Source organism: Janibacter anophelis NBRC 107843 (genome assembly GCF_001570945.1).
GTDB classification, from domain to species: domain Bacteria; phylum Actinomycetota; class Actinomycetes; order Actinomycetales; family Dermatophilaceae; genus Janibacter; species Janibacter anophelis.
This window is the reverse complement of the sequence record NZ_BCSQ01000053.1, coordinates 1-22,574: the sequence shown is the minus strand read 5'-3', so window position 1 is coordinate 22,574 and position 22,574 is coordinate 1. Positions and strand designations below refer to the sequence as shown.

Annotated in this window: 20 protein-coding genes, 1 tRNA gene and 1 pseudogene; 18 read left to right on the top strand and 4 right to left on the bottom strand. The window is 72.1% G+C overall.

The genetic code is table 11. From position 1 onward, the window contains the following. The coding region (locus JAN01S_RS13165; RefSeq protein ID WP_174522298.1) for a TPM domain-containing protein at positions 1-1,374 on the bottom strand (1,374 nt) is incomplete at its 3' end. A 118-nt stretch (positions 1,375-1,492) separates the two neighbouring features. Between JAN01S_RS13165 and mfd the strand changes: the two genes are divergently transcribed. From mfd to JAN01S_RS13115, 9 genes are all read left to right on the top strand, one after another. After that, positions 1,493-5,164, top strand: a complete 3,672-nt coding sequence (gene mfd, locus JAN01S_RS13160; RefSeq protein WP_068319027.1) for a transcription-repair coupling factor — start codon at positions 1,493-1,495, stop codon at positions 5,162-5,164. A gap of 22 nt (positions 5,165-5,186) precedes the next feature. Next, on the top strand, positions 5,187-5,753 hold the full coding sequence (locus tag JAN01S_RS13155; protein ID WP_068319025.1) for a SurA N-terminal domain-containing protein: 567 nt from the start codon (positions 5,187-5,189) through the stop codon (positions 5,751-5,753). Next, a complete protein-coding gene (locus JAN01S_RS17605) occupies positions 5,705-6,511 on the top strand; it encodes a MazG nucleotide pyrophosphohydrolase domain-containing protein (protein WP_244884845.1) in 807 nt (268 codons plus the stop codon). Before JAN01S_RS13155 ends, JAN01S_RS17605 begins: the two co-directional genes overlap by 49 nt. Positions 6,512-6,521: 10 nt before the next feature. Next, complete coding sequence (locus JAN01S_RS17725; protein WP_306305668.1) at positions 6,522-7,634, top strand: GNAT family N-acetyltransferase; 1,113 nt, start codon at positions 6,522-6,524, stop codon at positions 7,632-7,634. 101 nt (positions 7,635-7,735) lie between these two features. After that, complete coding sequence (eno, locus tag JAN01S_RS13135; RefSeq protein WP_068319023.1) at positions 7,736-9,016, top strand: phosphopyruvate hydratase; 1,281 nt, start codon at positions 7,736-7,738, stop codon at positions 9,014-9,016. A gap of 8 nt (positions 9,017-9,024) precedes the next feature. Then, positions 9,025-9,561 (top strand): FtsB family cell division protein, encoded by a 537-nt coding sequence (locus JAN01S_RS13130; protein WP_068319021.1) that lies wholly within the window; start codon positions 9,025-9,027, stop codon positions 9,559-9,561. Further along, a complete protein-coding gene (locus tag JAN01S_RS13125; RefSeq protein ID WP_068319019.1) occupies positions 9,558-10,094 on the top strand; it encodes a DUF501 domain-containing protein in 537 nt (178 codons plus the stop codon). The genes JAN01S_RS13130 and JAN01S_RS13125 overlap by 4 nt, the downstream gene beginning before the upstream one ends. Further along, positions 10,091-11,089, top strand: a complete 999-nt coding sequence (locus tag JAN01S_RS13120; RefSeq protein WP_068319018.1) for a Ppx/GppA phosphatase family protein — start codon at positions 10,091-10,093, stop codon at positions 11,087-11,089. Before JAN01S_RS13125 ends, JAN01S_RS13120 begins: the two co-directional genes overlap by 4 nt. A gap of 10 nt (positions 11,090-11,099) precedes the next feature. Continuing rightward, a tRNA-Leu gene (locus JAN01S_RS13115) sits at positions 11,100-11,174 on the top strand. Positions 11,175-11,222: 48 nt separating this feature from the next. Here the strand turns inward: JAN01S_RS13115 and JAN01S_RS13110 are convergent. Beyond that, positions 11,223-12,053, bottom strand: a complete 831-nt coding sequence (locus JAN01S_RS13110; protein ID WP_068319015.1) for a siderophore-interacting protein — start codon at positions 12,051-12,053, stop codon at positions 11,223-11,225. Between the two features lie 153 nt (positions 12,054-12,206). Between JAN01S_RS13110 and JAN01S_RS13105 the strand changes: the two genes are divergently transcribed. From JAN01S_RS13105 to JAN01S_RS13090, 4 genes are all read left to right on the top strand, one after another. Then, positions 12,207-13,589, top strand: coding sequence for a cystathionine beta-synthase (locus tag JAN01S_RS13105; protein WP_068319029.1), 1,383 nt, complete (start codon positions 12,207-12,209; stop codon positions 13,587-13,589). A gap of 3 nt (positions 13,590-13,592) precedes the next feature. Further along, positions 13,593-14,774 (top strand): cystathionine gamma-synthase, encoded by a 1,182-nt coding sequence (locus tag JAN01S_RS13100; RefSeq protein ID WP_068319013.1) that lies wholly within the window; start codon positions 13,593-13,595, stop codon positions 14,772-14,774. A gap of 96 nt (positions 14,775-14,870) precedes the next feature. Further along, entirely contained in the window at positions 14,871-15,863 is a 993-nt protein-coding gene (locus JAN01S_RS13095) for a Bax inhibitor-1/YccA family protein (RefSeq protein WP_068319011.1), read from the top strand. Beyond that, positions 15,860-16,117: a hypothetical protein gene (locus JAN01S_RS13090; RefSeq protein WP_068319008.1), complete on the top strand. Its 258-nt coding sequence runs from the start codon at positions 15,860-15,862 to the stop codon at positions 16,115-16,117. Before JAN01S_RS13095 ends, JAN01S_RS13090 begins: the two co-directional genes overlap by 4 nt. A gap of 51 nt (positions 16,118-16,168) precedes the next feature. Here the strand turns inward: JAN01S_RS13090 and JAN01S_RS13085 are convergent, their stop codons facing one another. Next, a complete protein-coding gene (locus JAN01S_RS13085) occupies positions 16,169-17,164 on the bottom strand; it encodes an SGNH/GDSL hydrolase family protein (RefSeq protein WP_068319006.1) in 996 nt (331 codons plus the stop codon). Positions 17,165-17,297: 133 nt separating this feature from the next. Between JAN01S_RS13085 and JAN01S_RS13080 the strand changes: the two genes are divergently transcribed. The 4 genes from JAN01S_RS13080 to JAN01S_RS13065 all read left to right on the top strand — a co-directional run bounded on the left by JAN01S_RS13080 (position 17,298) and on the right by JAN01S_RS13065 (position 21,381). Then, positions 17,298-19,310 carry an NADPH-dependent 2,4-dienoyl-CoA reductase gene (locus tag JAN01S_RS13080; RefSeq protein ID WP_068319003.1) on the top strand — a complete coding sequence of 671 codons (2,013 nt, stop codon included), beginning with the start codon at positions 17,298-17,300 and terminating at the stop codon, positions 19,308-19,310. Positions 19,311-19,441: 131 nt separating this feature from the next. Then, the gene (locus JAN01S_RS13075; RefSeq protein ID WP_157075744.1) at positions 19,442-19,798 is read left to right on the top strand and encodes a hypothetical protein; all 357 of its coding nucleotides are present in this window, start codon (positions 19,442-19,444) and stop codon (positions 19,796-19,798) included. Positions 19,799-19,894: 96 nt separating this feature from the next. Beyond that, a complete protein-coding gene (locus JAN01S_RS13070; protein ID WP_068318999.1) occupies positions 19,895-20,461 on the top strand; it encodes a hypothetical protein in 567 nt (188 codons plus the stop codon). After that, positions 20,455-21,381 (top strand): PKD domain-containing protein, encoded by a 927-nt coding sequence (locus tag JAN01S_RS13065; protein ID WP_068318997.1) that lies wholly within the window; start codon positions 20,455-20,457, stop codon positions 21,379-21,381. Before JAN01S_RS13070 ends, JAN01S_RS13065 begins: the two co-directional genes overlap by 7 nt. A 15-nt stretch (positions 21,382-21,396) precedes the next feature. Here the strand turns inward: JAN01S_RS13065 and msrA are convergent, their stop codons facing one another. Beyond that, on the bottom strand, positions 21,397-22,095 hold the full coding sequence (gene msrA / locus JAN01S_RS13060) for a peptide-methionine (S)-S-oxide reductase MsrA (protein WP_068318995.1): 699 nt from the start codon (positions 22,093-22,095) through the stop codon (positions 21,397-21,399). Between the two features lie 103 nt (positions 22,096-22,198). Here msrA and JAN01S_RS13055 point away from each other — a divergent pair. Continuing rightward, positions 22,199-22,574: pseudogene (locus JAN01S_RS13055) on the top strand (hypothetical protein); the annotation flags it as partial.

Below are 22,574 nucleotides of genomic sequence, written 5' to 3'. Positions count from 1 at the left end.
GAGCGCCGTGTCGAGCGAGGCGACGGCGTCGTCGAGGACCGCGCGGGCCGACATGATCATCTCGATGCGTCCGTCGGCCTGGCCGAGGGCGTCCTCGGCGGCCCGGGCAGCCGCCACCGCCGAGGGACGCTCGCCGGCGTCGACGTGCTGCTCGCCCGTGGTGACGAAGCCCTTGGCCGACTCGAGCAGACGCGGGGCCTGCTCGATGTTGTCGTGGAGGCTCGTCAGCGACTGCCGCGGGTGGGTGGCGGTCAGCCCGGCGAGCTCCTGCCGGGCGACGGGCAGGCGCTCCTCCACCTCCTGGATGCGGGTGCGCAGCGAGGCGAGGAACTGCGGGACATTGGCCTCCAGGTCGCGCAGCCGCGCGAACTCCTCCTCCTGCGCATCCAGCTCGGCGTCGGCCGCCGCGGTGAGGTCGAGGATCTGCGCCAGCCGGGCGCGCTCCTCGGCCTCGACGAGACGACCTGCCCCGCGCGCGACGTCGAGCTCCTGCTGGATGCGGAAGGCCTCGGCGGAGCGCCCACGCGCCGACTCCAGCGCCGCGGTGAACTGCCGGGTCGCCTGCTCACCGAACTGCGCCTGGGCGAAGGACAGCTCCTGCCCGGAGGAGCGGATCGCGTTGTCGAGGGCGACGAGCGCGCTCGCGACCTCCTGCCGCAGCTGGTCGGTGCTCTTGGTCGACATGACCGGGGCCTGCTGGTCGATCGGCGGCGGCACCGTGACCTTGTCGCGCTTGCCGAGGAAGTGCCGCAGGATCTTGCCGATGATCGGCAGACCGAAGACGAGGAGGGCGAAGAGGAAGAAGGGGGAGAAGAACGAGCCGAAGGGGTTGAAGCCGTCGCCCATGGGCCCGGAGGAGCCACCCGAGTCCTCGGCGGGGTCGTCCAGCTGACGCTGCAGGCCGGTCGCTGCCGCGGAGACCGCGCCGTCCCAGTCGTCGTCCGACAGGGCCGGCTCGACGTCGCGCGACTGCACGCGCTGCAGATCGGCCTCGCGCAGACCCGAGTCACCCGTCGTCCACATGCCGTAGGCGCGGTCCTGCACGGCGACGGCCAGGAGCACGTCGTTGCCGCCCATGCCGGACTCGTCGTAGGTCTGCTCGACCCACTCCGCCCCGGACTGCCCGTCGAAGGAGTCGACGTAGACGACGAAGAGCTGCAACCCCCCTTCGCTCTGGAGGGCGTCGAGGTCGGACTGCAGGGCGGACGGGTCGTCGAGGACGCCGGCCCGGTCGGTGATGTCGTCGGAGACGCTGAAGGGGGGATCCGCCGGCAGGGCCGTGGCGGGGACCGGGCCAGCCCAGAGGATGGCGAAGGTCGCCGCGAGCGCGGCGAGCGCGCTCGCCGCGCGGTGCGTCCGTCTGGTCCCTGCCACGTGGCCCCCTGCTCCGTGTGTCCGTCCCCGCCCGCCATGACCGGGTGGGTCGTACGTTGCCACACCCGGGCCGTCGACGGCAGGGCTGTCCCCGGGATGCGGCAGAATCGGGGGAAGAATGACTTCCTCACTCGCCCCGCTCCTGAGCGCGATCGCCGGCCTGCCCGGACTCGCGGACATCCCCCGACACCGTGACGCGAGCGACGTCGTCGACGTCGTCGCGCCGACCGGGCTGCGGGCGCCGACCGTCGCGCTCGCCGGTGGCGCGACCCCTGCCGAGGCGCCACGCCTCGTCATCACGTCGACCGCGCGTGAGGCCGACGACGTCGCCACCGCCCTCGGCGAGCTGGTCGGTCCCGAGCTGGTGGCCACCTTCCCCAGCTGGGAGACGCTGCCGCACGAGCGCCTGAGCCCCCGCAGCGACACCGTCGGCCGACGGCTCGCGGTGCTGCGCCGCCTGCGGCACCCCGACCCGACGGGGGAGGGGCACGGCCGCCCCGGCTTCGTCGTCGCGTCCGTGCGGGCCGTCCTCCAGCCGATCGCCAAGGGACTGGCCGACCTCGAGCCGGTCAAGCTGCGCGTCGGTGACGAGCAGCCGCTCGCGGACGTGACCGCCGCGCTGGCCGCCGCGGCCTACGTGCGCACCGACCTCGTCGAGCGCCGGGGAGAGTTCGCCGTCCGCGGCGGCATCCTCGACGTCTTCCCGCCCACCGAGGAGCACCCGGTGCGCGTCGAGTTCTTCGGTGACACCGTCGACGAGATCCGATGGTTCAAGGTCGCCGACCAGCGCAGCCTCGACACCGCCGAGGAGCTGTGGGCTCCGCCCTGCCGGGAGATCCTGCTCACCGACGCCGTCCGCGAGCGGGCGGCGACGCTCGCCCAGGAGCTGCCGGGCGTCGCCGACATGCTGCTCAAGGTCGCTGAGGGCATCGCCGTGGAGGGTATGGAGTCGCTCGGCCCGGCCCTCGTCGACGGCATGGAGTCGATCCTCGACGTGCTGCCGAAGGGGGCGGGCGTCGTCCTGCTCGACCCGGAGCGGGTGCGCGCCCGCGCGCACGACCTCGTCTCGACGAGCGAGGAGTTCCTCCAGGCCAGCTGGGCCAACGCCGCGGCGGGCAATGCCGTGCCGATCGACCTCGAGGGCGTGCTCGGCACGGCCTCCCACTGGACGCTCGCGCAGGCGCGCGAGCACGCGCTCGACCTCGACCTGCCGTGGTGGACGGTCACCCCCTTCGCCGTCGACGAGGAGCTCGAGGCGATCGCCCTCGAGGCTCGTACCTCGCACCTCGGCCGGCGTGGAGACATGGACGACCGGGTCTACCACGACCACGTCGGGCTGCGCGTGCCGGCGCAGGAGCCGCCGCGCTTCCGCGGTAACACCGAGGCCGCGGTCGCCCAGCTGGCCGAGTGGACGGCCGCGGGCTGGCGGGTGCTCGTCGCCACCGACGGCGCCGGGCTCGTCACCCGCGTCGCTGAGGTCCTCGGCGAGGCCGAGGTCGCGACCCGCACCACGGCCCCCGACGAGCCGGTCGAGCTCGGCGACGGCGTCGTGACGCTCGTGCGTGCGAGCCTGGGCACCGGTTTCGTCGCCGAGGAGCAGCGGCTCGCCGTGCTCACCGAGGCCGACCTGCTCGGCACGAGCGGCGCGGGTGCCACGACCCGCGACATGCGACGGATGCCGTCGCGCCGACGCAAGCAGGTCGACCCCCTGCAGCTGCGACCCGGCGACCATGTCGTGCACGAGCAGCACGGCGTCGGCTCCTTCGTCGAGATGATCCAGCGCACCGTCCAGGGCGCGACCCGCGAGTACCTCGTCATCGAGTACGCGCCGTCGCGTCGCGGGCACCCCGGCGACCGGCTGTTCGTCCCGACCGACCAGCTCGACCAGGTCACGCGATACGTCGGCGGCGACGCCCCGGCGCTGAACAAGATGGGCGGCAGCGACTGGCAGAAGACCAAGTCGCGGGCCAAGCGGCACGTGCGGCAGATCGCCGGCGAGCTCATCCGCCTCTACAGCGCGCGCATGGCCACGCCCGGGCACGCCTTCGGGCCCGACACCCCGTGGCAGCGCGAGCTCGAGGACGCCTTCGCCCACGTCGAGACCCCCGACCAGCTCGGCACGATCGACGAGGTCAAGGCGGACATGGAGAAGACGGTCCCGATGGACCGGCTCATCTGTGGCGACGTCGGCTACGGCAAGACCGAGATCGCGGTGCGCGCCGCCTTCAAGGCGATCCAGGACGGCAAGCAGGTCGCGGTGCTCGTCCCGACGACGCTGCTCGTGCAGCAGCACCTCAACACCTTTTCCGAGCGGTACGCCGGCTTCCCCGTGACGGTCAAGGCGCTCAGCCGGTTCCAGACCGACAAGCAGGCCAAGGACGTGCTCGAGGGTATGGCCGCCGGGTCGGTCGACCTGGTCATCGGCACCCACCGCCTGCTCGGCAACGAGGTGAAGTTCAAGGACCTCGGCCTGGTGATCATCGACGAGGAGCAGCGCTTCGGCGTCGAGCACAAGGAGCAACTGAAGGCCCTGCGCACCAACGTCGACGTGCTCGCGATGTCGGCGACCCCGATCCCGCGGACCCTCGAGATGGCGGTCACCGGCATCCGGGAGATGTCGACGCTCGCCACGCCGCCGGAGGAGCGCCACCCGGTCCTGACCTTCGTCGGGGGCTACGAGGAAAAGCAGGTGGCCGCCGCGATCCACCGCGAGCTCATGCGCGAGGGACAGGTCTTCTACGTCCACAACAACGTCAGCACGATCGAGCGCGCCGCGGCCCGCATCCGCGAGCTCGTGCCCGAGGCTCGGGTCGAGACCGCCCACGGCAAGATGGGCGAGCACCGGCTCGAGCAGGTCGTCCTCGACTTCTGGGAGCGCCGGTTCGACGTCCTCGTCTGCACGACGATCGTCGAGACCGGACTCGACATCTCCAACGCCAACACGCTGATCCTCGACCGGGCCGACCGCTTCGGCCTCAGCCAGCTGCACCAGCTGCGCGGCCGGGTCGGCCGTGGTCGCGAGCGGGCCTACGCCTACTTCCTCTACCCGCCGGACAAGCCCCTGACCGAGATGGCGACCGACCGGCTGCAGACGATCGCGAGCAACACCGACCTCGGCGCCGGCATGCAGGTCGCGATGAAGGACCTCGAGATCCGCGGCGCCGGCAACCTGCTCGGTGGTGAGCAGTCCGGCCACATCGCGGGCGTCGGGTTCGACCTCTACGTGCGGATGGTCGGCGAGGCGGTCGCGGACTTCAAGGGCGAAGGGGAGAGCGCCCCCGCCGAGGTCAAGATCGAGCTGCCCGTGGATGCGCACCTGCCGCACGAGTACGTGCCGGGGGAGCGCCTGCGCCTCGAGGCGTACAAGAAGCTGGCCTCCGCCGAGACCGAGGCCGACCTGGCCGAGATCGTGGAGGAGCTCACCGACCGCTACGGCGAGCCGCCGGAGCCGGTGCGCAACCTCGTCGAGGTGGCCCGACTGCGGATCGTCGTGCGCTCCGCCGGCCTCACCGACGTCGTCGCCCAGGGCAGCAACGTGCGCTTCGCCCCGACGCAGCTGCGCGAGAGCCAGCAGCTGCGCCTGGCGCGGCTCTACCCCAAGTCGAGCTACAAGGAGGGCACCCAGACGGTGCTCGTCCCGAAGCCTATGACGGCGCGCATCGGGGGCAGTCCGCTGCGCGACACGGCGGTGCTCTCGTGGGCCACTGACCTGGTCCGGCAGGTCATGCTCGATGATGTCATCGTGGACAGCGGGGCGACGGCGCCCCGAGACACCTCGCGCTCGCGCTGAGTCAGGAACGAAAGGACCACCCGTGCACGGTCGACCCACCCTCGCCCGTCCCGCCCGTGCGGCCGCTCTCGCGGCAGCCGCAGCCCTCGCGCTCAGCGCCTGTGGCAGCTCCGACGACCAGGGCTCCGGTGATGGCAGCAACGCGGTCGCCGCGACGGTCGACGGGCAGACGATCACCGTCGGCGACGTGCAGCGCACCACGCGTGAGCTGCGCACCTACCTGGAGGCGCAGGCCGCGAGCACCGGTCAGCAGCCGCAGCAGCTCGAGGCGGCCAACGTGCTGACCCTGCTCGTCCAGACGCCCGCCGTGCTGGAGTTCGCCGAGCAGGAGGGCCTGCCCGTGGCCTCCGCCGCCTCGGTGCGCAGCGACTTCGCGGAGGTACTGCCCTCGGCGTCCGACAAGACGATCGACTTCCTGCGGGCCAACACCGCGGGCAGCCAGCTCGAGCAGGCCGCTCAGGAAAAACTCGTCGCGGCCATCGACGAGCAGCAGGTGACGATCAGCCCGCGCTACGCGGCCGCGAGCAACCAGACCCCCGAGTGGCTCGAGCAGCCGGTCGAGGAGCAGCTGCCCATGGAGGCGCCCTGACCTCCGGCCGGCTCGTCCTGCTCGCGACGAGCCCGCGCCTCGCGCCCGGGCTGCTCAGCCGGGACGCGTGGCGCTGCCTCGAGTCCGCCGACCGGGTGCTCGTCGCGGATGACACCGAGGCCTTGCCGCTCGCGCTCGTCGACGACGGCATCGCCCTTGAGGTGAGCGCGGCCGAGTCCGCTCCGGACCGTGCCCGGGAGCTCGTCGGACTGGCCGGTGACGCGGTCGTCGTCTGGGTCGGCTCGCCCGACGGCGACCCCGGACTGAGCGACGCGGTGGCCTCCGAGGTATCCCGGCTCGAGGACGCCCCCGAGGTCGAGGTGCTCGTCGGCTCCTGGGACGTCGAGGGCGGGCGTCTCCTCGACGCGGTGGCCGTCATGGACCGGCTGCGCTCGCCGGGCGGGTGCGCCTGGGTGGCCGCGCAGGACCACGCGAGCCTGGCCCCCTTCGTCCTGGAGGAGGCGCACGAGGTGACCGAGGCGCTCGAGGCCGTCATCGCCGACCCGGACGACGTGCGCCTGCGGGCCGAGCTCGTCGACGAGCTCGGCGACCTGCTCTTCCAGGTGCTCTTCCACGCCCGGGTCGCGGCCGACCACCCGAGCGCTCCCTTCACCGTCGACGACGCGGCCGCCGCCCTCGTCGACAAGCTCGTGCGGCGCAACCCGCACGTCTTCGGCGACGCGACTGCCGAGACCCTCGAGGAGATCGAGGCCCAGTGGCAGGCGATCAAGGTGCAGGAGAAGGCGGCCCGACCCTAGGCTCGTGGCCATGGACCAGCGGATCAGCTTCGTCACCCTCGCCGTCGCCGACCTCGACGCCACCCGCCGCTTCTACCTCGACGGGCTGGGTTGGCGCGCCGACCTCGACGTGCCGGGCGAGGTCCTCATGGTCCGGGTGGGGGAGCGCCTGGTCCTCTCGCTGTGGGACGCGGCGCACTTCGAAGGGGAGGTCGGCCCGATCCGCCGCGGCCCCGGGATCACCCCGATCACGTTGGCGCACAACGTCGCCGGCGAGGCCGAGGTCGACGCCGTCCTGGAGCTGGCGCAGGCCGCGGGCTCCCCGGAGGTCTCGCTCGGGCAGGCGCGCGACTGGGGCGGCTACACCGGCTACTTCGCCGACCCCGACGGCTTCCGCTGGGAGATCGCGCACAACCCCGGACCCATCGGCCGGGTGGTGCTGCCACCGCAGGCGCAGGCGGGTGTGCGGACCAACGAGCACGGCCAGCCGGTCGGTCGGGCGGTGGACGGCTGGACCGCGCCGCCCCGGCCCGACCTCACGACGACCGCCGGAGCCCACTGCACCCTCGAGGCGCTCGCCCCGGAGCACACCGACGAGCTCTTCGCCGAGCTCGGCGGCATCGACCCCTCCCTGTGGACCTATCTGTGGGAGGAGCCGATCACCGGGGCGACCCCCTTCGCCGAGTACATCGCGGGCCGACTCGCGAACGACAGCGTCGAGGTCGTCGTCCGGGACGCCGATGGCGTGGCGTGCGGTCTCGTGGCCCTCATGCGGATCGAGCCCGCGCACGGGTGCGTCGAGATCGGCAACGTCCTGCTCGGTCCGCGACTGCAGCGCACGACCGCTGCGACCGAGGCGATGACGCTGCTCGCCCGGCACGTCTTCGACCTCGGTTACCGCCGCTACGAGTGGAAGTGCGATGCGCTCAACGCGCCCTCGCGGCGCGCGGCCGAGCGGCTCGGGTTCACCTACGAGGGCACCTTCCGTGGGCACCGCGTGACGAAGGGGAGGTCCCGCGACACCGCGTGGTTCGCCATGACCGCCGAGGACTGGCCGGGCATCCGTGCGGCGCACGAGGCCTGGCTCGACCCGGGCAACTTCGACGACGGGGTGCAGCGGTCCCCCCTTCGGCTGCCGGCGTGAGACCGCCCACGGGGTGGGTCGGACCGCGACCCGCCCCCCGCGAGCGGTTACGCTCGGACACGTTCTTCCCGTGTTCATCGAGCACCATCTAGGAGCCGGTAGTGGCCAGCATCGAAGCAATTGGGGCGCGCGAGATCCTCGACTCCCGCGGCAACCCGACGGTCGAGGTCGAGGTCGCCCTCGACGACGGCACGATCGCCCGCGCGGCCGTGCCGAGCGGCGCGTCGACCGGTGCCTTCGAGGCCGTCGAGCGTCGTGACGGCGACTCCGGCCGCTACCTGGGCAAGGGTGTCGAGGACGCCGTGCGCGCCGTCGAGGACGACCTGACCCCCCGCCTCGTGGGCTTCGACGCCAGCGAGCAGCGCCTCGTCGACTCCGAGATGCTCGCCATCGACGGCACCGACAACAAGGGCTCGATCGGCGCCAACGCGATCCTCGGCGTCTCCCTCGCCGTGGCCAAGGCCGCGGCCGAGTCGGCCGGGCTGCCGCTCTTCCGCTACGTCGGCGGCCCCAACGCGCACGTCCTGCCCGTGCCGATGATGAACATCCTCAACGGTGGCTCCCACGCCGACTCCAACGTCGACATCCAGGAGTTCATGATCGCGCCCATCGGTGCGCCCTCCTTCCGTGAGGCGCTGCGCTGGGGCACGGAGGTCTACCACGCGCTCAAGGCGGTCCTCAAGGACAAGGGCCTGTCGACCGGCCTCGGGGACGAAGGGGGCTTCGCGCCCAACCTCGAGAGCAACCGTGAGGCGCTCGACCTCATCCTCGTCGCGATCAAGAACGCCGGCTACGAGCCCGGCACCGAGATCGCCCTCGCCCTCGACGTCGCGGCCAGCGAGCTGTACGAGGACGGCTCATACACCTTCGAGGGCAAGCAGATCTCCTCGGACGAGCTCGTCGAGTACTACGCCGGTCTCGTCGACTCCTACCCGCTCGTCTCGATCGAGGACCCGCTCGACGAGGAGGACTGGGCCGGCTGGCAGACGATGACCGAGCGCCTCGGCGACCGGGTCCAGCTCGTCGGTGACGACCTCTTCGTCACCAACCCCGAGCGACTCGCCCGCGGCATCGCCGACAAGGCGGGCAACGCCCTGCTGGTCAAGGTCAACCAGATCGGTTCGCTCACCGAGGCACTGGACGCGGTCGCCCTGGCGACCCGCAGCGGCTTCGCGTCGATGATGAGCCACCGCTCCGGCGAGACCGAGGACGTGACGATCGCCGACCTGGCCGTCGCGACCAACTGCGGCCAGATCAAGACCGGCGCCCCGGCCCGCTCCGAGCGCGTCGCCAAGTACAACCAGCTCCTGCGCATCGAGGAGGAGCTCGACGACGCGGCGGTCTACGCCGGCGCGGGCGCCTTCCCGCGCTTCAAGGGCTGATCCGGTCCATGGCCAACACGCCGCGTCGCCGCCCCGCCCGCTCCGGTGGGCAGGGCGCGGCGCGGCGACCCCGCACGACCCGCCCCGCCGGCCGCGCGGTCACGCGCAACCGGCCCCGCTCCGTCGCGCCCACCCCGCCGACGCAGCGGCGCTCCCCGGCGATGACACCCCGACGGTGGGTCGTCATCGGCGCCCTCACCGCGCTGCTGGCCGTCATGCTCCTGCCGACCGGCAAGTCCTGGTACGACCAGCGCCAGCGGCTCGCCGAGCTGCAGGAGCAGGTCTCCGCGCAGGAGGCCAATGTCGAGGACCTGCGACGGCAGCGTGAGCTGTGGGAGACCGACGAGTACGTCGAGGCCCAGGCGCGCAAGCGGCTGAAGTTCGTCAAGCCGGGGGAGCGCAGCTACACCGTCATCGACCCCGAGGGCGATGCCCCGGGGGTCGACCCGGAGACCGGCGCGGTCACGGCACCGTCGACCCAGCCCTGGTACGAGCAGATCTCCTCGTCCGTCTCCGCCGCCGACGACCCCAACTCGCCGCAGTGAGGGCCGACGACCAGGGCAACGACCTCGACCGCGTCGACCCTGCCGACCTCGAGACGGTCCACCGCCAGCTGGGGCGCCCGGCCCGCGCGACCGTCGACGTCGCGCACCGCTGCCCGTGCGGCGGGCCCACGGTGCTGCGCACGGCCCCACGACTGCCGGGGGGTACCCCCTTCCCCACGTCGTACTACGCGACCTGCCCGCGGTTGACCGGGGCGATCTCGACCCTGGAGTCCAGCGGGCTCATGGCGCAGATGTCGCAACGGCTGCTCGAGGACGACGACCTCGCGGCCCGCTACCGGGCCGCCCACGAGGACTACCTCGCCCGCCGCGCCGAGCTCGGCGACGTGCCGGAGATCGAGGGCATCTCCGCCGGCGGCATGCCGACCCGGGTCAAGTGCCTGCACGTCCTCGTCGCCCACTCGTTGGCGGCCGGACCGGGTGTCAACCCCCTCGGGGACGAGGCCCTCGACCTGCTGCCGGAGTGGTGGCGTGATCGTCCGTGCGTCGACGCGGACCAAGGGAGCGAGCGATGAGAGTCGCGGCCATCGACTGCGGGACCAACTCGATCCGTCTGCTGATCGCCGACCACGTCGTCGACGAGGCGGCCGAGAGCGAGGTCCTCGTCGACGTCCTCCGGCGCAGCGAGGTGGTCCGCCTGGGGCAGGGGGTCGACACGAGCGGTCGGCTGGCGCCCGAGGCGCTGGCCCGCACGCTCGACATGTGCCGCGAGTACGCCGAGGAGTGCCGCCACCACGGGGTGGAGCCGGGCCGGGTCCGCTTCGTCGCGACGTCCGCCTCGCGTGACGCGAGCAATGCCGACGAGTTCGTGGCCGGCGTGCGCGAGGCCTTCGGCGAGCTCGACGTCTCACCCGAGGTCGTCCCGGGCACCGAGGAGGCGGCGCTGAGCTTCGCCGGCGCGACGAGCGGGCTGCTCGAGGCCGGCTTCGAGGGGCCGTACCTCATCGCCGACATCGGTGGCGGGTCGACCGAGATCGTGCGCGGCACCCACGAGGTGGTCGCCGGCACCTCCTTCGACATCGGCAGCGTGCGGCTGACCGAGCGCCACCACCGGACCGACCCGCCGACCCAGGAAGTCATCGACGCCGCGCGCTACGACATCGCTGAGGCGCTCGACGAGGCCGAGGCGCTCGTCGGGCTCGGTGGCGTCGCGACCGTCGTCGGGCTCGCCGGCTCGGTGACGACCGTTGCCGCGCTCGCCCTCGAGCTGACGTCCTACGACCGTGCCGCGATCCACCTGGCGCGCATCCCGATCGAGGAGATGATGACCGCCTGCGAGCGGCTCATCCTCAGCACGCGGGCGGAGCGGGCGGCGCAGCCCTTCATGCATCCGGGGCGGGTCGACGTCATCGGCGCCGGCGCGCTCATCTGGTGGGAGATCCTCGAGCGGGCCCGCGGAGCCAACGGCCCGGACCTCGTCGTCACCGTCTCGGAGCGGGACATCCTCGACGGCATCGCGATGTCGATCGTGCGGCCGCCGGTCGTGGAGGATGAGCCCACGGCCGGTTGACGGTCGTCATGCCCCCGTAGTCCAACTGGCAGAGACGCGCCACTTAAAATGGCGACCGGTGCGGGTTCGAGTCCCGCCGGGGGTACTCGCAGTCAGCGCATGCTCCCCGCTGCCGGGCGAGGCCGCCGAGCGGTCAGTCCTCGATCTTGCCGATCGGCGTGCGCTTCTCCGCCTGGAAGGCGTCCTCGGTGCGGCCCCGGGCCCAGTATCCGGAGATCGAGATCGCGCCGCGGGGCACCTCGCGCCGCTTGAGCACCGCGCGCACGGCCTTGATCGACTCGCGCTCGCCGTGGGCGAAGACCTGCACCGCACCCTCCGACACGTCGTCCGGCCAGGTGAGCGCATCGATCGCGCGGGCGAGGTGGTCGACGTCGCTCGTGTCCGGGTTGAGCAGCCAGCGCACCTCGACGCCCTCCGGCGCGGCGAGGTCGAGCACGTCCTCCTGCAGCTCGGCCTCTACCAGGGCCACACCGCGTGCCGACGCGGGGAGCGCCTCGAGCGCGGCCGCGATCGCCGGCACCGCCGACAGGTCACCGGCGAAGAGGTGCCAGCCGGCCTGCGGATCGGGCGCGTAGCCGCCGCCCGGCCCCATGACGACGGCGACGTCGCCCACCTTCGCCTGCTGGGCCCACGGGCCGGCGTGGCCCACGTCGCCGTGCGTCACGAAGTCGACCGTCAGCAGCCGCGCCTCCCGGTCGACCGCGCGGACGGTGTACGTGCGGGTCACGGGCTGCTGCTCACCGGGCAGGCTCTCGCGCAGCGCCGCGAGGTCGAAGGGGGGCTCCAGCCCCAGCCCGGGGTCGACGAAGAGGAACTTGACGTAGGCGTCCGTGTACTCCGCGGCACCGAAGTCGGCGAGCGAGTCGCCGGTGAGGACGATGCGCACGAGGTGGGGGCCGAGGCGCTCGGTCGAGGCGACCGTGAGGACGCGCTGCGGCCGGGCGGGACGGGCGGGGGCAGACATTGCAGGTCCGATCTGTTGCGGGGCGCGGCATCGCCACGAATGGTTGCAGCCTTAACAAAGGATACCCTTACCCGGGACGAAGGGGGGGGGCGCCCCCCTTCGTCGGTCGGGGCCGGTGTCCGGCTCCACGTGATCCGTGCCACGATGCTGGTCATGCAGATCGCAGACAACGTCTCCGACCTGATCGGCAACACCCCGCTGGTCAGGCTCTCCTCCGTCGCCCCCTCCGGCTCCGGCCTCGTCGCCGCCAAGGTCGAGTACTTGAACCCCGGCGGGAGCATCAAGGACCGCATCGCCCGCAAGCTCATCGACGCGGCGGAGGCCTCCGGGGAGCTGCGCCCCGGCGGCACGATCGTCGAGCCCACCTCCGGCAACACCGGTGTCGGGCTGGCGCTCGTCGCCCAGGAGCGGGGCTACCGCTGCATCTTCGTCTGCCCCGACAAGGTCGGCAAGGACAAGATCGACGTGCTGCGCGCCTACGGCGCCGAGGTGCAGATCGTGCCGACCTCGGTCGCGCCCGACCACCCCGACAGCTACTACTCCGTCAGCGACCGGCTCACCGCGGAGATCGACGGGGCGTGGAAGCCCAACCAGTTCTTCAACCTCAACGGCCCCCAGGCCCACTACGAGAGCACCGGCCCGGAGATCTGGGAGCAGACGGGCGGGGAGATCACCCACCTCGTCGCCGGCATCGGCACCGGAGGCACGATCACCGGCACCGGGCGCTACCTCAAGGAGGTGTCCGAGGGTCGGGTCAAGATCATCGGCGCGGACCCCGAGGGCTCGGTCTACTCCGGCGGCACCGGCCGCCCGTACCTCGTCGAGGGTGTCGGCGAGGACATGTGGCCGGGCGCGTACGACCCGTCCGTGCCGGACGAGGTCATCGCCGTCGACGACGCGCAGGCCTTTGCCATGACGCGTCGGCTCGCGCGCGAGGAGGGGCTGCTCGTCGGTGGGTCCAGCGGCATGGCGGTCGTCGCCGCACTGCGCGTCGCCGAGCGGGAGGGGCCCGACGCCAAGATCGTCGTCCTGCTGCCCGACGGTGGCCGCGGGTACCTGGGCAAGATCTTCGACGACGACTGGATGGCGTCCTACGGGTTCCTCCCGGGCGACGAGGAGAGCGAGTCCAGCGTCGGAGAGGTGTTGCGGGGCAAGGGCGGCGAGCTACCGGCCCTCGTGCACACCCACCCCAACGAGACCATCCGCGAGGCGATCGACATCCTGCGCGAGTACGGCGTCTCCCAGATGCCGGTCGTGGGTGCCGAGCCGCCCGTCGTCATCGGTGAGGTCGCCGGGGCGGTCACCGAGCGTGACCTGCTGACCGCCGTCTTCGAGGGGCACGCGTCCCTCGCCGACCCGGTGAGCGCGCACATGGGCGCCAAGCTGCCGCAGATCGGCGCTGCCGAGCCGGTCCACGCCGCGACCGAGGCGCTCGAGCACGCCGACGCACTGCTCGTCGTCGAGGGTGGTAAGCCCCTCGGCGTCATCACCCGGCAGGATCTGCTGGGTCACCTGTCCCACCGAGCGAAGGGCTGAACCATGGGTGAGCACAAGAGCGCGGCCGACGCCCGCGCGAGCCAGGGCTTCTCCACCCGCGCCGTCCACGCCGGCTACGAGCCGGACCCGCTGACCGGTGCCGTCAACGTGCCGATCTACGCCAGCTCCACCTTCGCCCAGGACGGCGTCGGCGGGATGCGGGGCGGCTTCGAGTACGCGCGCACCGGCAACCCGACGCGCCAGGCGCTCGAGGCCAACGCCGCCTCCATCGAGTTCGGGACGTACGGCCGTGCCTTCGCCTCCGGCATGGCGGCGACCGACGCGATCCTGCGCGCCTCCCTTCGTCCCGGCGACCACCTCGTCATCCCCGACGACGCCTACGGCGGGACCTTCCGCCTGATCGACAAGGTCTTCTCCCAGTGGGGGATCGAGCACACGCCGGCGCCCGTCGGCGACGTCGACGCGATCCGCGCCGCGATCCGCCCCGAGACCAAGCTCGTCTGGCTCGAGACGCCGACCAACCCGCTGCTCAACATCGGTGACATCGCCGCGGTGTCGGAGGTGGCGAAGGGGGCCGGCGCGCGCCTCGTCGTCGACAACACCTTCGCCAGCCCGTACCTGCAGCAGCCGCTCACCCTCGGCGCCGACGTCGTGCTGCACTCCAGCACGAAGTACCTCGGTGGCCACAGCGACGTCGTCGGCGGCCTGCTCGTCACCGACGACGAGGAGATCGACGCGGAGGTCGCCTTCCTGCAGAACGGCTCCGGGGGAGTCCCCGGGCCCTTCGACGCCTACCTGACGATGCGCGGGATCAAGACACTCGGCGTGCGAATGGACCGCCACTGCGACAACGCCGAGGCCGTCGTCGACCTGCTCACCCAGCGCTCGGAGATCACCTCGGTGCTCTACCCGGGGCTGGCCGAGCACCCGGGGCACGAGGTCGCGGCACGGCAGATGTCGCGCTTCGGCGGGATGATCTCGGTGCGCATGGCGGGAGGACGCGAGGCGGCGCAGCAGCTGTGCGCCCGGACCGAGGTCTTCACCCTCGCCGAGTCCCTCGGTGGCATCGAGTCGCTCATCGAGCACCCCGGCGCGATGACCCACGCGTCGACCGCCGGGTCGATGCTCGAGGTGCCTGACGACCTCGTGAGGTTGTCGGTCGGCATCGAGGACGTCTCCGACATCCTCGCCGACCTGGAGCAGGCGCTCGACGGCATCGGATGACCTGTGGAGGGGGGGAACACCGGGCGCGGCCCGAGCGCTTAGGCTGGTGACAGTCAGCGGCGACCAGGCCGCGCCCGCCCCTCACCAGGAGCACACATGAGCAACCCGATCCTCGACCGGGTCCAGCAGGATGCCCAGCGTGGTTACGCCGGCTTCCGCGACTCCGGCGTCCAGGCCCCGCAGCAGGGGTACGGCCAGCAGCAGTACGGCCAGCAGCAGTACGGCCAGCAGCAGTACGGCCAGCAGGGATACGCGCCGCAGCAGTACGGTCAGGCGCCCGCCGGCTACGGCCAGCAGCCCGGGTACCAGCAGCCCGGCTACGGCCAGCCCCAGCCGGGCTTCGGCCAGCCCGGTCCGGTCGGTGGCTTCGGCGGTGGCGACGGTGGCGGCCGAGCCATCACGCTCGACGACGTCCTGATGCGCACCGGTGCCCTCTTCGCCGTGATGCTCGCCGTCGCGGCGATCGGCTGGACCCTCTCGTCCATGGCCCCCGCCATCGGCGGCCTGATGATGATGGTCGGCCTCGTCGGCACCATCGGCATGTCGCTGTTCATGATGTTCCGCCGCAAGCCCGTCGGCGTCGTCATGGCGGTCCTCTATGCCGCCCTCGAGGGTGCCTTCGTCGGCCCGATCAGCGGCTTCTACCACGCCACCTACGACACGACCGGCTCGAGCGTCTTCGAGTCGATCGTCACCCAGGCGATCCTCGCGACCCTGTGCGTCTTCGGCGCGATGCTCGTGCTCTACCGCACGGGGGTCATCAAGGTGACGCAGAAGTTCCGCGCGATCGTCAGCATGATGATCGTCGGATACTTCGTCTTCTCGCTGATCAACCTCGGGTACATGCTCTTCTTCGACGGCTCGCCCTTCGGCTTCGGTGGCACCGGCTGGCTGGGTATCGCCATCTCGGTCTTCGGCACCGGTCTGGCGGCCGTCACCCTGGCCCTCGACTTCGACGCGATCGACACCGCGATCCGCACCCACGCGCCGGTCAGCTACGGCTGGCACCTGGCGATCGGTCTGCTCGTCACGCTCGTCTGGCTCTACCTCGAGCTGCTGCGCCTGCTGGCCCGGCTCCGCTCGGATTGATCCCGGACGACGTCGCGACCGAACTCGGCCGCGCGGTCCGACGGTGGCACCAGCTGCCGTTGGCCCGCGCGGCCGACGCACTCGCGGGGGTGCACGCCCTCATGGCCGACCTCGCCGGGGAACCCCTGCCCGACCTCGGGCCGGCCGTCGCGATGGACCAACTGCGGGTCGTCGTCTTCGATGCCTGCCGGGGCGAAGGGAGCCCGCCTCACCTGGCGCAGCGGCTCGCCGACCTGCGGCTGACCTGGTCCTGACCCGCGCCGAGGCGTAACGAAATGGCTGCATTGCCCGATGGCGATGCAGCCTCAGACGTCGGTGACCTGGTGCTCGCCGCGTCGCCGCAGCATCGCCCACGGGCCACGCGGTCCGGCGCGGCGGCCACTGACCTCAGCCGGCCCGACCTCCGTGCCGGGGGAGGAGGCGGCGCGCTCGGCCGCGTCGTCGAGGGCGCCGATGCCCTCTCCACGGCTGGCCTCGGGCTCGGTGTCGCGCTCGGCGCCGTCCGGCCAGGCATCGACCTCGGCCGCCACCGACGGCAGCAGGGCGGAGGCCACCCGGGCGTACCCCGCGGCGGACGGGTGGAACCGGTCCTGGCTGAACATGATCGCCGGGCTGGCAGCGAACTCCGGTCCGAGCAGGTCGCCCATCGACACGGTCCGGGCGCCGGCCTCGACGGCGGCGACGGTCTGGGCGGTGGCCAGCTCGCGGCTCCACTGCCGCAGCAGCTTGTTGAGTGGGAAGGGGACCGGCTCGACGGTCCCCAGGTCGGGGCAGGTGCCGACGACGACGGGCACGTCGAGCGTGCGCAGGTAGCGCACCGTGCGCTGCAGGTGCTTGACGGAGACGGAGCGGTCGATGCGGTGGGTGACGTCGTTGGCGCCGATGAGGATGACGGCGACGTCGGGCTGGTCGACCCGGGCAAGGGCCTTGGACAGCTGGGCGCTGAGGTCGGAGGACTCGGCACCGACGACGGCCTCGTTGGTCAGCTCCACCGGACGCCCCATGATCGCGGCCAGGCCGGTCGCGAGGATCGCGCCGATCGTCTGGTAGCGGGTGTCGGCGCCCATGCCGGCAGCGGTGGAGTCGCCGAGCACGAGCAGCTGGACCGGGTCGCCGGGAGCGGCGCCGTAGACGCCGTCGTCGTCGGGCGCCCCGTCGAAGGGGTTGCCGACGATGCGTCGGGTCAGCTTGGCCTCGGCCTGGATGAGGCCGTAGCCGAGCCCGGCGAGGGTGGCACCGGCCGCGGCCGTGCCCGCAGCGCCCAGCGCCGTCCGCCCCAACATCCGTCCCAGCTCTGCCATGGTTCTCCTCGCGTCGGCCCCGTTGTCGCACAACCTTGTCATCCCCGCGTGACATTGCCAACGAGGATCGCTGCACGTCGTCCCCGGCCGGTACGGTCGGGCGCGAGACATCCCCTGCTCGACCGAGGACACGATGACCGAGTACCCCCACCTCTTCGCGCCGCTGGACCTGGGCTTCACCACCCTGCGCAATCGCACGATCATGGGCTCGATGCACACGGGTCTGGAGGACCGGTCGAGCAACTTCGAGCGCCTCGCCGCCTTCTACGCCGAGCGGGCGAAGGGCGGCGCCGGCCTCATCGTCACCGGCGGCTTCGCGCCCAACGTCGTGGGCAGCTTCTACCCCTTCGCCTCGAAGCTCACGACGCGCCGCGAGGCGCGTCACCACCAGCAGGTCACCGACGCGGTCCACCGTGAGGGCGGCAAGATCGCCTTGCAGATCCTGCACGCGGGGCGCTACGCCTACCACCCACTCTCGGTGTCGGCGTCGAGCACCAAGTCGCCGATCACCCCCTTCGCCGCCCGTGGCCTGAGTGAGAAGGGGGTCCGCGGCCAGATCCGGGCGTTCGCCCGGTCCGCGGAGCTCGCCCGGTCCGCCGGCTACGACGGCGTGGAGATCATGGGCTCCGAGGGCTACTTCATCAACCAGTTCCTCGCGCCCCGCACCAACCACCGCACCGACGGCTGGGGTGGCACGCCGGCCAACCGGCGCCGCATCGCCACCGAGATCGTGCGCGCGGTGCGCGCCGCCGTCGGCGAGGACTTCATCGTCGTCTACCGGCTGTCGATCCTCGACCTCGTCGAGGACGGCCAGACGTGGGAGGAGATCCTCGCGCTGGCCACGGAGATCGAGGCCGCCGGCGCGACGATCCTGTCCACCGGCATCGGCTGGCACGAGGCGCGCGTCCCGACGATCGTGACCTCCGTGCCGCGGATGGCCTTCACCGAGGTCGCCGAGCGGCTGCGTCCGCACGTGCAGATCCCGGTCGTCACGAGCAACCGGATCAACATGCCCGACCAGGCCGAGCAGGCGCTCGCCGCCGGGCAGGCCGACCTGGTGCAGATGGCCCGTCCGTGGCTCGCCGACCCGCAGTGGGCGACGAAGGCCGCCGCCGGACGCAGCGACGAGATCAACACCTGCATCGCGTGCAACCAGGCCTGCCTCGACCACACCTTCAAGCGCAAGGTCGCCTCGTGCCTGGTCAACCCGCGCGCCGGCCACGAGACCGAGCTCGTGCTGTCCCCGACGACCCGTCGCAAGCGGGTCGCGGTGGTCGGCGCCGGCCCGGCCGGCCTGGCGGCGGCGGTCTCCGCGGCCGAGCGGGGGCACGCGGTCGAGCTGTACGAGGCCGGGGAGGACATCGGTGGGCAGTTCGCCCTCGCGATGCGCATCCCGGGCAAGGAGGAGTTCGCCGAGACGATCCGCTACTACCGCGGTGAGCTCGAGCGGCGCGGTGTGGAGGTGCACCTGTCGACGCGCGTCGGCGTCGACGACCTCGCCGGCTTCGACGAGGTGGTCCTCGCGACCGGGGTGACCCCGCGCGTGCCCGAGATCGACGGCATCGACCACCCGATGGTCGTCACCTATCCCGAGGCAGTCCTCGGCACCCGCGAGATCGGTCAGCGGGTCGCGGTCATCGGTGCCGGCGGGATCGGTGTCGACGTCACCGAGCTGCTCACGACGATCGAGTCCCCGACCCTGGACCTCAAGGAGTGGCAGGACGAGTGGGGTGTCGACCCGACGTCCGCCACCCGCGGCGGTCTCAAGGAGCCCCACCCCGAGCCGTCGCCGCGCACCGTCTACCTCGTCCAGCGCAAGGAGACCAAGATCGGCGCCGGCCTGGGCAAGACGAGCGGCTGGGTGCACCGGGCCGCGATCAAGGCGAAGGGCGTCCACCAGATCACCGGCGCGGCCTATGAGCGGATCGACGACGAGGGGCTGCACCTCACCGTCGACGGCACGCCGCGTACCCTCGCGGTCGACAACGTCGTCGTGTGCACCGGCCAGGAGTCCGTGCGTGACCTCGTCGAGCCCCTGCAGGCGAAGGGAGTGACCGTCCACGTCATCGGCGGCGCCGACGTCGCGGCCGAGCTGGACGCCAAGCGCGCGATCCGCCAGGGCACGGAACTCGCGGCCGCCCTGTGAGGTTCGGCCGGGGGAGGGTGGGGTCCTGGCTGCGGATCCTGCTGGTCGTGCTGGTCGGGCTGCTCCTGACCGGGTGCTCCCTGCTTCCGGGTGGGTCCGGGACCGAGGGGGAGGGCGGAGCGGTGAAGAACGTGGACGAGCGTGGGATGCGCACCGAGCTGGAACCGCTCACGAAGCGGTTCCCTGCCCTCGGCGAACCGGTCTCGGCGCAGTGGGAGTCGGGGACGCTCGGTGACGACCGGGTGCCCGGACCGACGTCCTACTGGATCGACGCGGTGGTCGAGCTCGACCCGCAGGTGGCCAGCACGATGCGCCTCGACGCGCAGCCCCCGTCCGGCCAGCGACCTGACCTGACTCCGGACGTCGCCGCCGAGGTCCCGGACGGGCGCCTGGCCGCCGTGCCCGATCTCGACCACGACGGCTGGGACGCCCAGGCCTGGCTCGTCGAGGGCTCCGACACCCTCGTACTGTCCGCGCGGGGACAGTGACAAGGGCGCTGTGCCCACGGGGTGTCGAGAGCGTGCCCGCGGACCACTACACTCCTCGCGGCGCGACCTTCGGGATGGGATGACAGGGGAGATGACATGACACGCGTGCGTGGGCTCGTGGGCGGGGCGGCAGCCGTCCTGCTCCTCGCGGGGTGCGGAGGCGGTGGTGGCGACACCGACGGCACCAGCTCGACGAGCACCTCGTCCAGCGCCTCCTCGTCCGACCCGACCTCGGCGGAGCCCACCGCCGCGGAGCCGACCGCGGACCAGAGCACCGCGACCGGGGCCGTCGTCGCCTTCGTCGAGATGAGCGACAAGCTCGCCCGGTCCCCGCGGGGCGACCTGACCCAGCTGTCGCAGGTGGCCCGCGGCGACGCGCGCAAGGACAAGATGGAGACCCTGACCATCTACCGGTCCAAGGGCTGGCGCTCCAAGGGCAGCACCGGCCTGGACGACGTGCGGCAGACCTCCTCGCGCAAGGACGAGGCGAAGGTGTCGGCCTGCATCGACTACGCCGACCTGGACGTCGTCGACGGAACGGGCGAGTCCGTCGTCGCTGACGACCGCCAGGAGCGGGTGCTCCACACGTACACCGTCGTCCACGATGCGAAGGCGGACGAGTGGTTCGTCAGTGCCCTCGAGGACGGAGGTCCCTCGTGCTGAGGCTGCGCTCACGATTCGCCGCCCTCGTCCTGGCGGTGCTCGTCGTCCTCCCCCTGGCGGGCTTCACCCTCGGTGACCCCCCTGCCGGCTGCGAGAAGTGGGACGAGGCGACGTCGACCTGCCTCATCGAGATCGAGGTCCCCGAGGACCCGCAGGACCCGCCGCAGGACGGCGGGGACACCGATCCGGTGTCCGGTGGTGAACCTGACCCGTGCCTGGACTGGGCGGGCAAGGAGGTCGAGTGCTCCGACGGCAAGGGTGGCTGGTGGAGCAATGACGACAACTGCTACGTCACGCCCTCGATGTACGACTACCCGAAGTCCCATCCCATCTGGGAGGGCAACACGACCGGCGCGCTCTACGACTGCTACAACGCGGCGATCCAGGGCACGCGGATGGGCACCTTCTGGCTCGAGTTCCCGCCCGGGCCCCAGGCGCTCCCGGACCCGGAGACCCTGGCCCGGCAGGCGATGGCGGCGATGGACCTGCGCGCGCCCCGGATCGGCATCGCGCCCGAGGACACCCCCGGCTCGGTGGGTCTGGTGGGCCTGCCGGTGTGGATGTGGGTCGACGACCCGGGCCAGCACACGTGGGGCCCGATCACCAAGAAGGCCAGCGCGGCCGGGCACACCGTCACGGCGACCGGCGAGGTCGACAAGCTCGTCTGGGACATGGGCGACGGCACCAAGGTCACCTGCACGACGCAGGGCACGGAGTTCACCGTCGACAAGGGGCTGACCGAGTCCCCGGACTGCGGGCACAAGTACACCTCGATGGGTGACTACACCGTGACGGTGACGGCCTACTGGACCATCGACTGGGCGGGTCTGGGGCAGACGGGCGAGCTCACCACGGACGTCCAGCGCTCGACGACGGTGCGCATCGGCGAGGCCCAGGCGGTCAAGAACAAGCAGCCGTGAGACCGCGCCGCCGGATCACTCCGGCGGCGCGATGTCCTGCTGTGCCGGCACCTGGTCCTGGCGCAGGATGCCGACCTGGCAGGTCAGGCCGTTGGGCCCGTGGTTGCAGTAGCCTCCCGGATTCTTGTGGAGGTACTGCTGGTGGTAGTCCTCGGCGTACCAGAACTCGCCGACGTCAGCCGCCGGGCGCATCTCGGTGACGATCGCGGGCAGTCGGTGACGGGACAGCTCCTCGCCGAACGAGGCGGCCGTCGCCTCCACCGCGCCGCGCTGCTCCTCGGTCGTCCAGTAGATCGCTGACCGGTACTGGGTGCCCACGTCATTGCCCTGACGGTCCGGGGTGGTCGGGTCGTGGTTCTCCCAGAAGGACTTCAGCAGCAGCTCGGGACGGGTCTGCTGCGGGTCGTAGGCGACCAGTACGCTCTCGGTGTGACCGGTGAGGCCGCTGCAGGTCTCCTCGTAGGTCGGGTTCGGCGTGAAGCCCCCCATGTAGCCGGCAGCTGTCGTGACGACCCCCGGCAGCTGCCAGAAGATCCGCTCGGCGCCCCAGAAGCACCCCATCGCGAGGTACAGCACCTCGGTGCCGTCGGGCCACGGTCCCTCGAGCGGGGTCCCGAGCACCTCGTGGCGCTGCGGGACGTCGAAGGGCCGCTGCGCTCGGCCCGGCAGGGCGGTCTCGGCGGTGGGCATGGGCGGGAGCTGGCGACCGAACATGACTCCAGTGTCTCAACCGCGGCGCCGAAGGGGGAGTCCTCCCCATCGTGGGGCCCGGCCACCGCTCTCTACTCTTGACACCAGGACCTCTGGAAGGCGGCACATGGTCAGGCACATCAGTCACGGCGCGGACGTCGAGCAGCTCGACGACATCGCCGTCGGGCTGCGCCGTCAGGGCGAGAAGCTCGCTGACGTCGGTGGGCGGGGAGCGGTCCTGCTCGAGAAGTTGCGTGTCGAGTGGGACGGGCCGGACTTCGAGAAGTTCGCCAGCCGGTGGCGTCTGGCCCACCGCCACATCGACGAGGCCGAGGCGGCGCTGCGCACTTACAGTCGCAAGCTGCTCGCCGAGGCCGATGCCCAGCGCAGCAGCTCCGGGATCTCCTCCAGCGGTTCCGGGGGTCGTGGGGACGGTGGCTTCGGGGGAGGCCAGGGGCGCGGTCCCGGCGCCGGCGGTGTCGGGTTCGAGCGGATGGACCGGG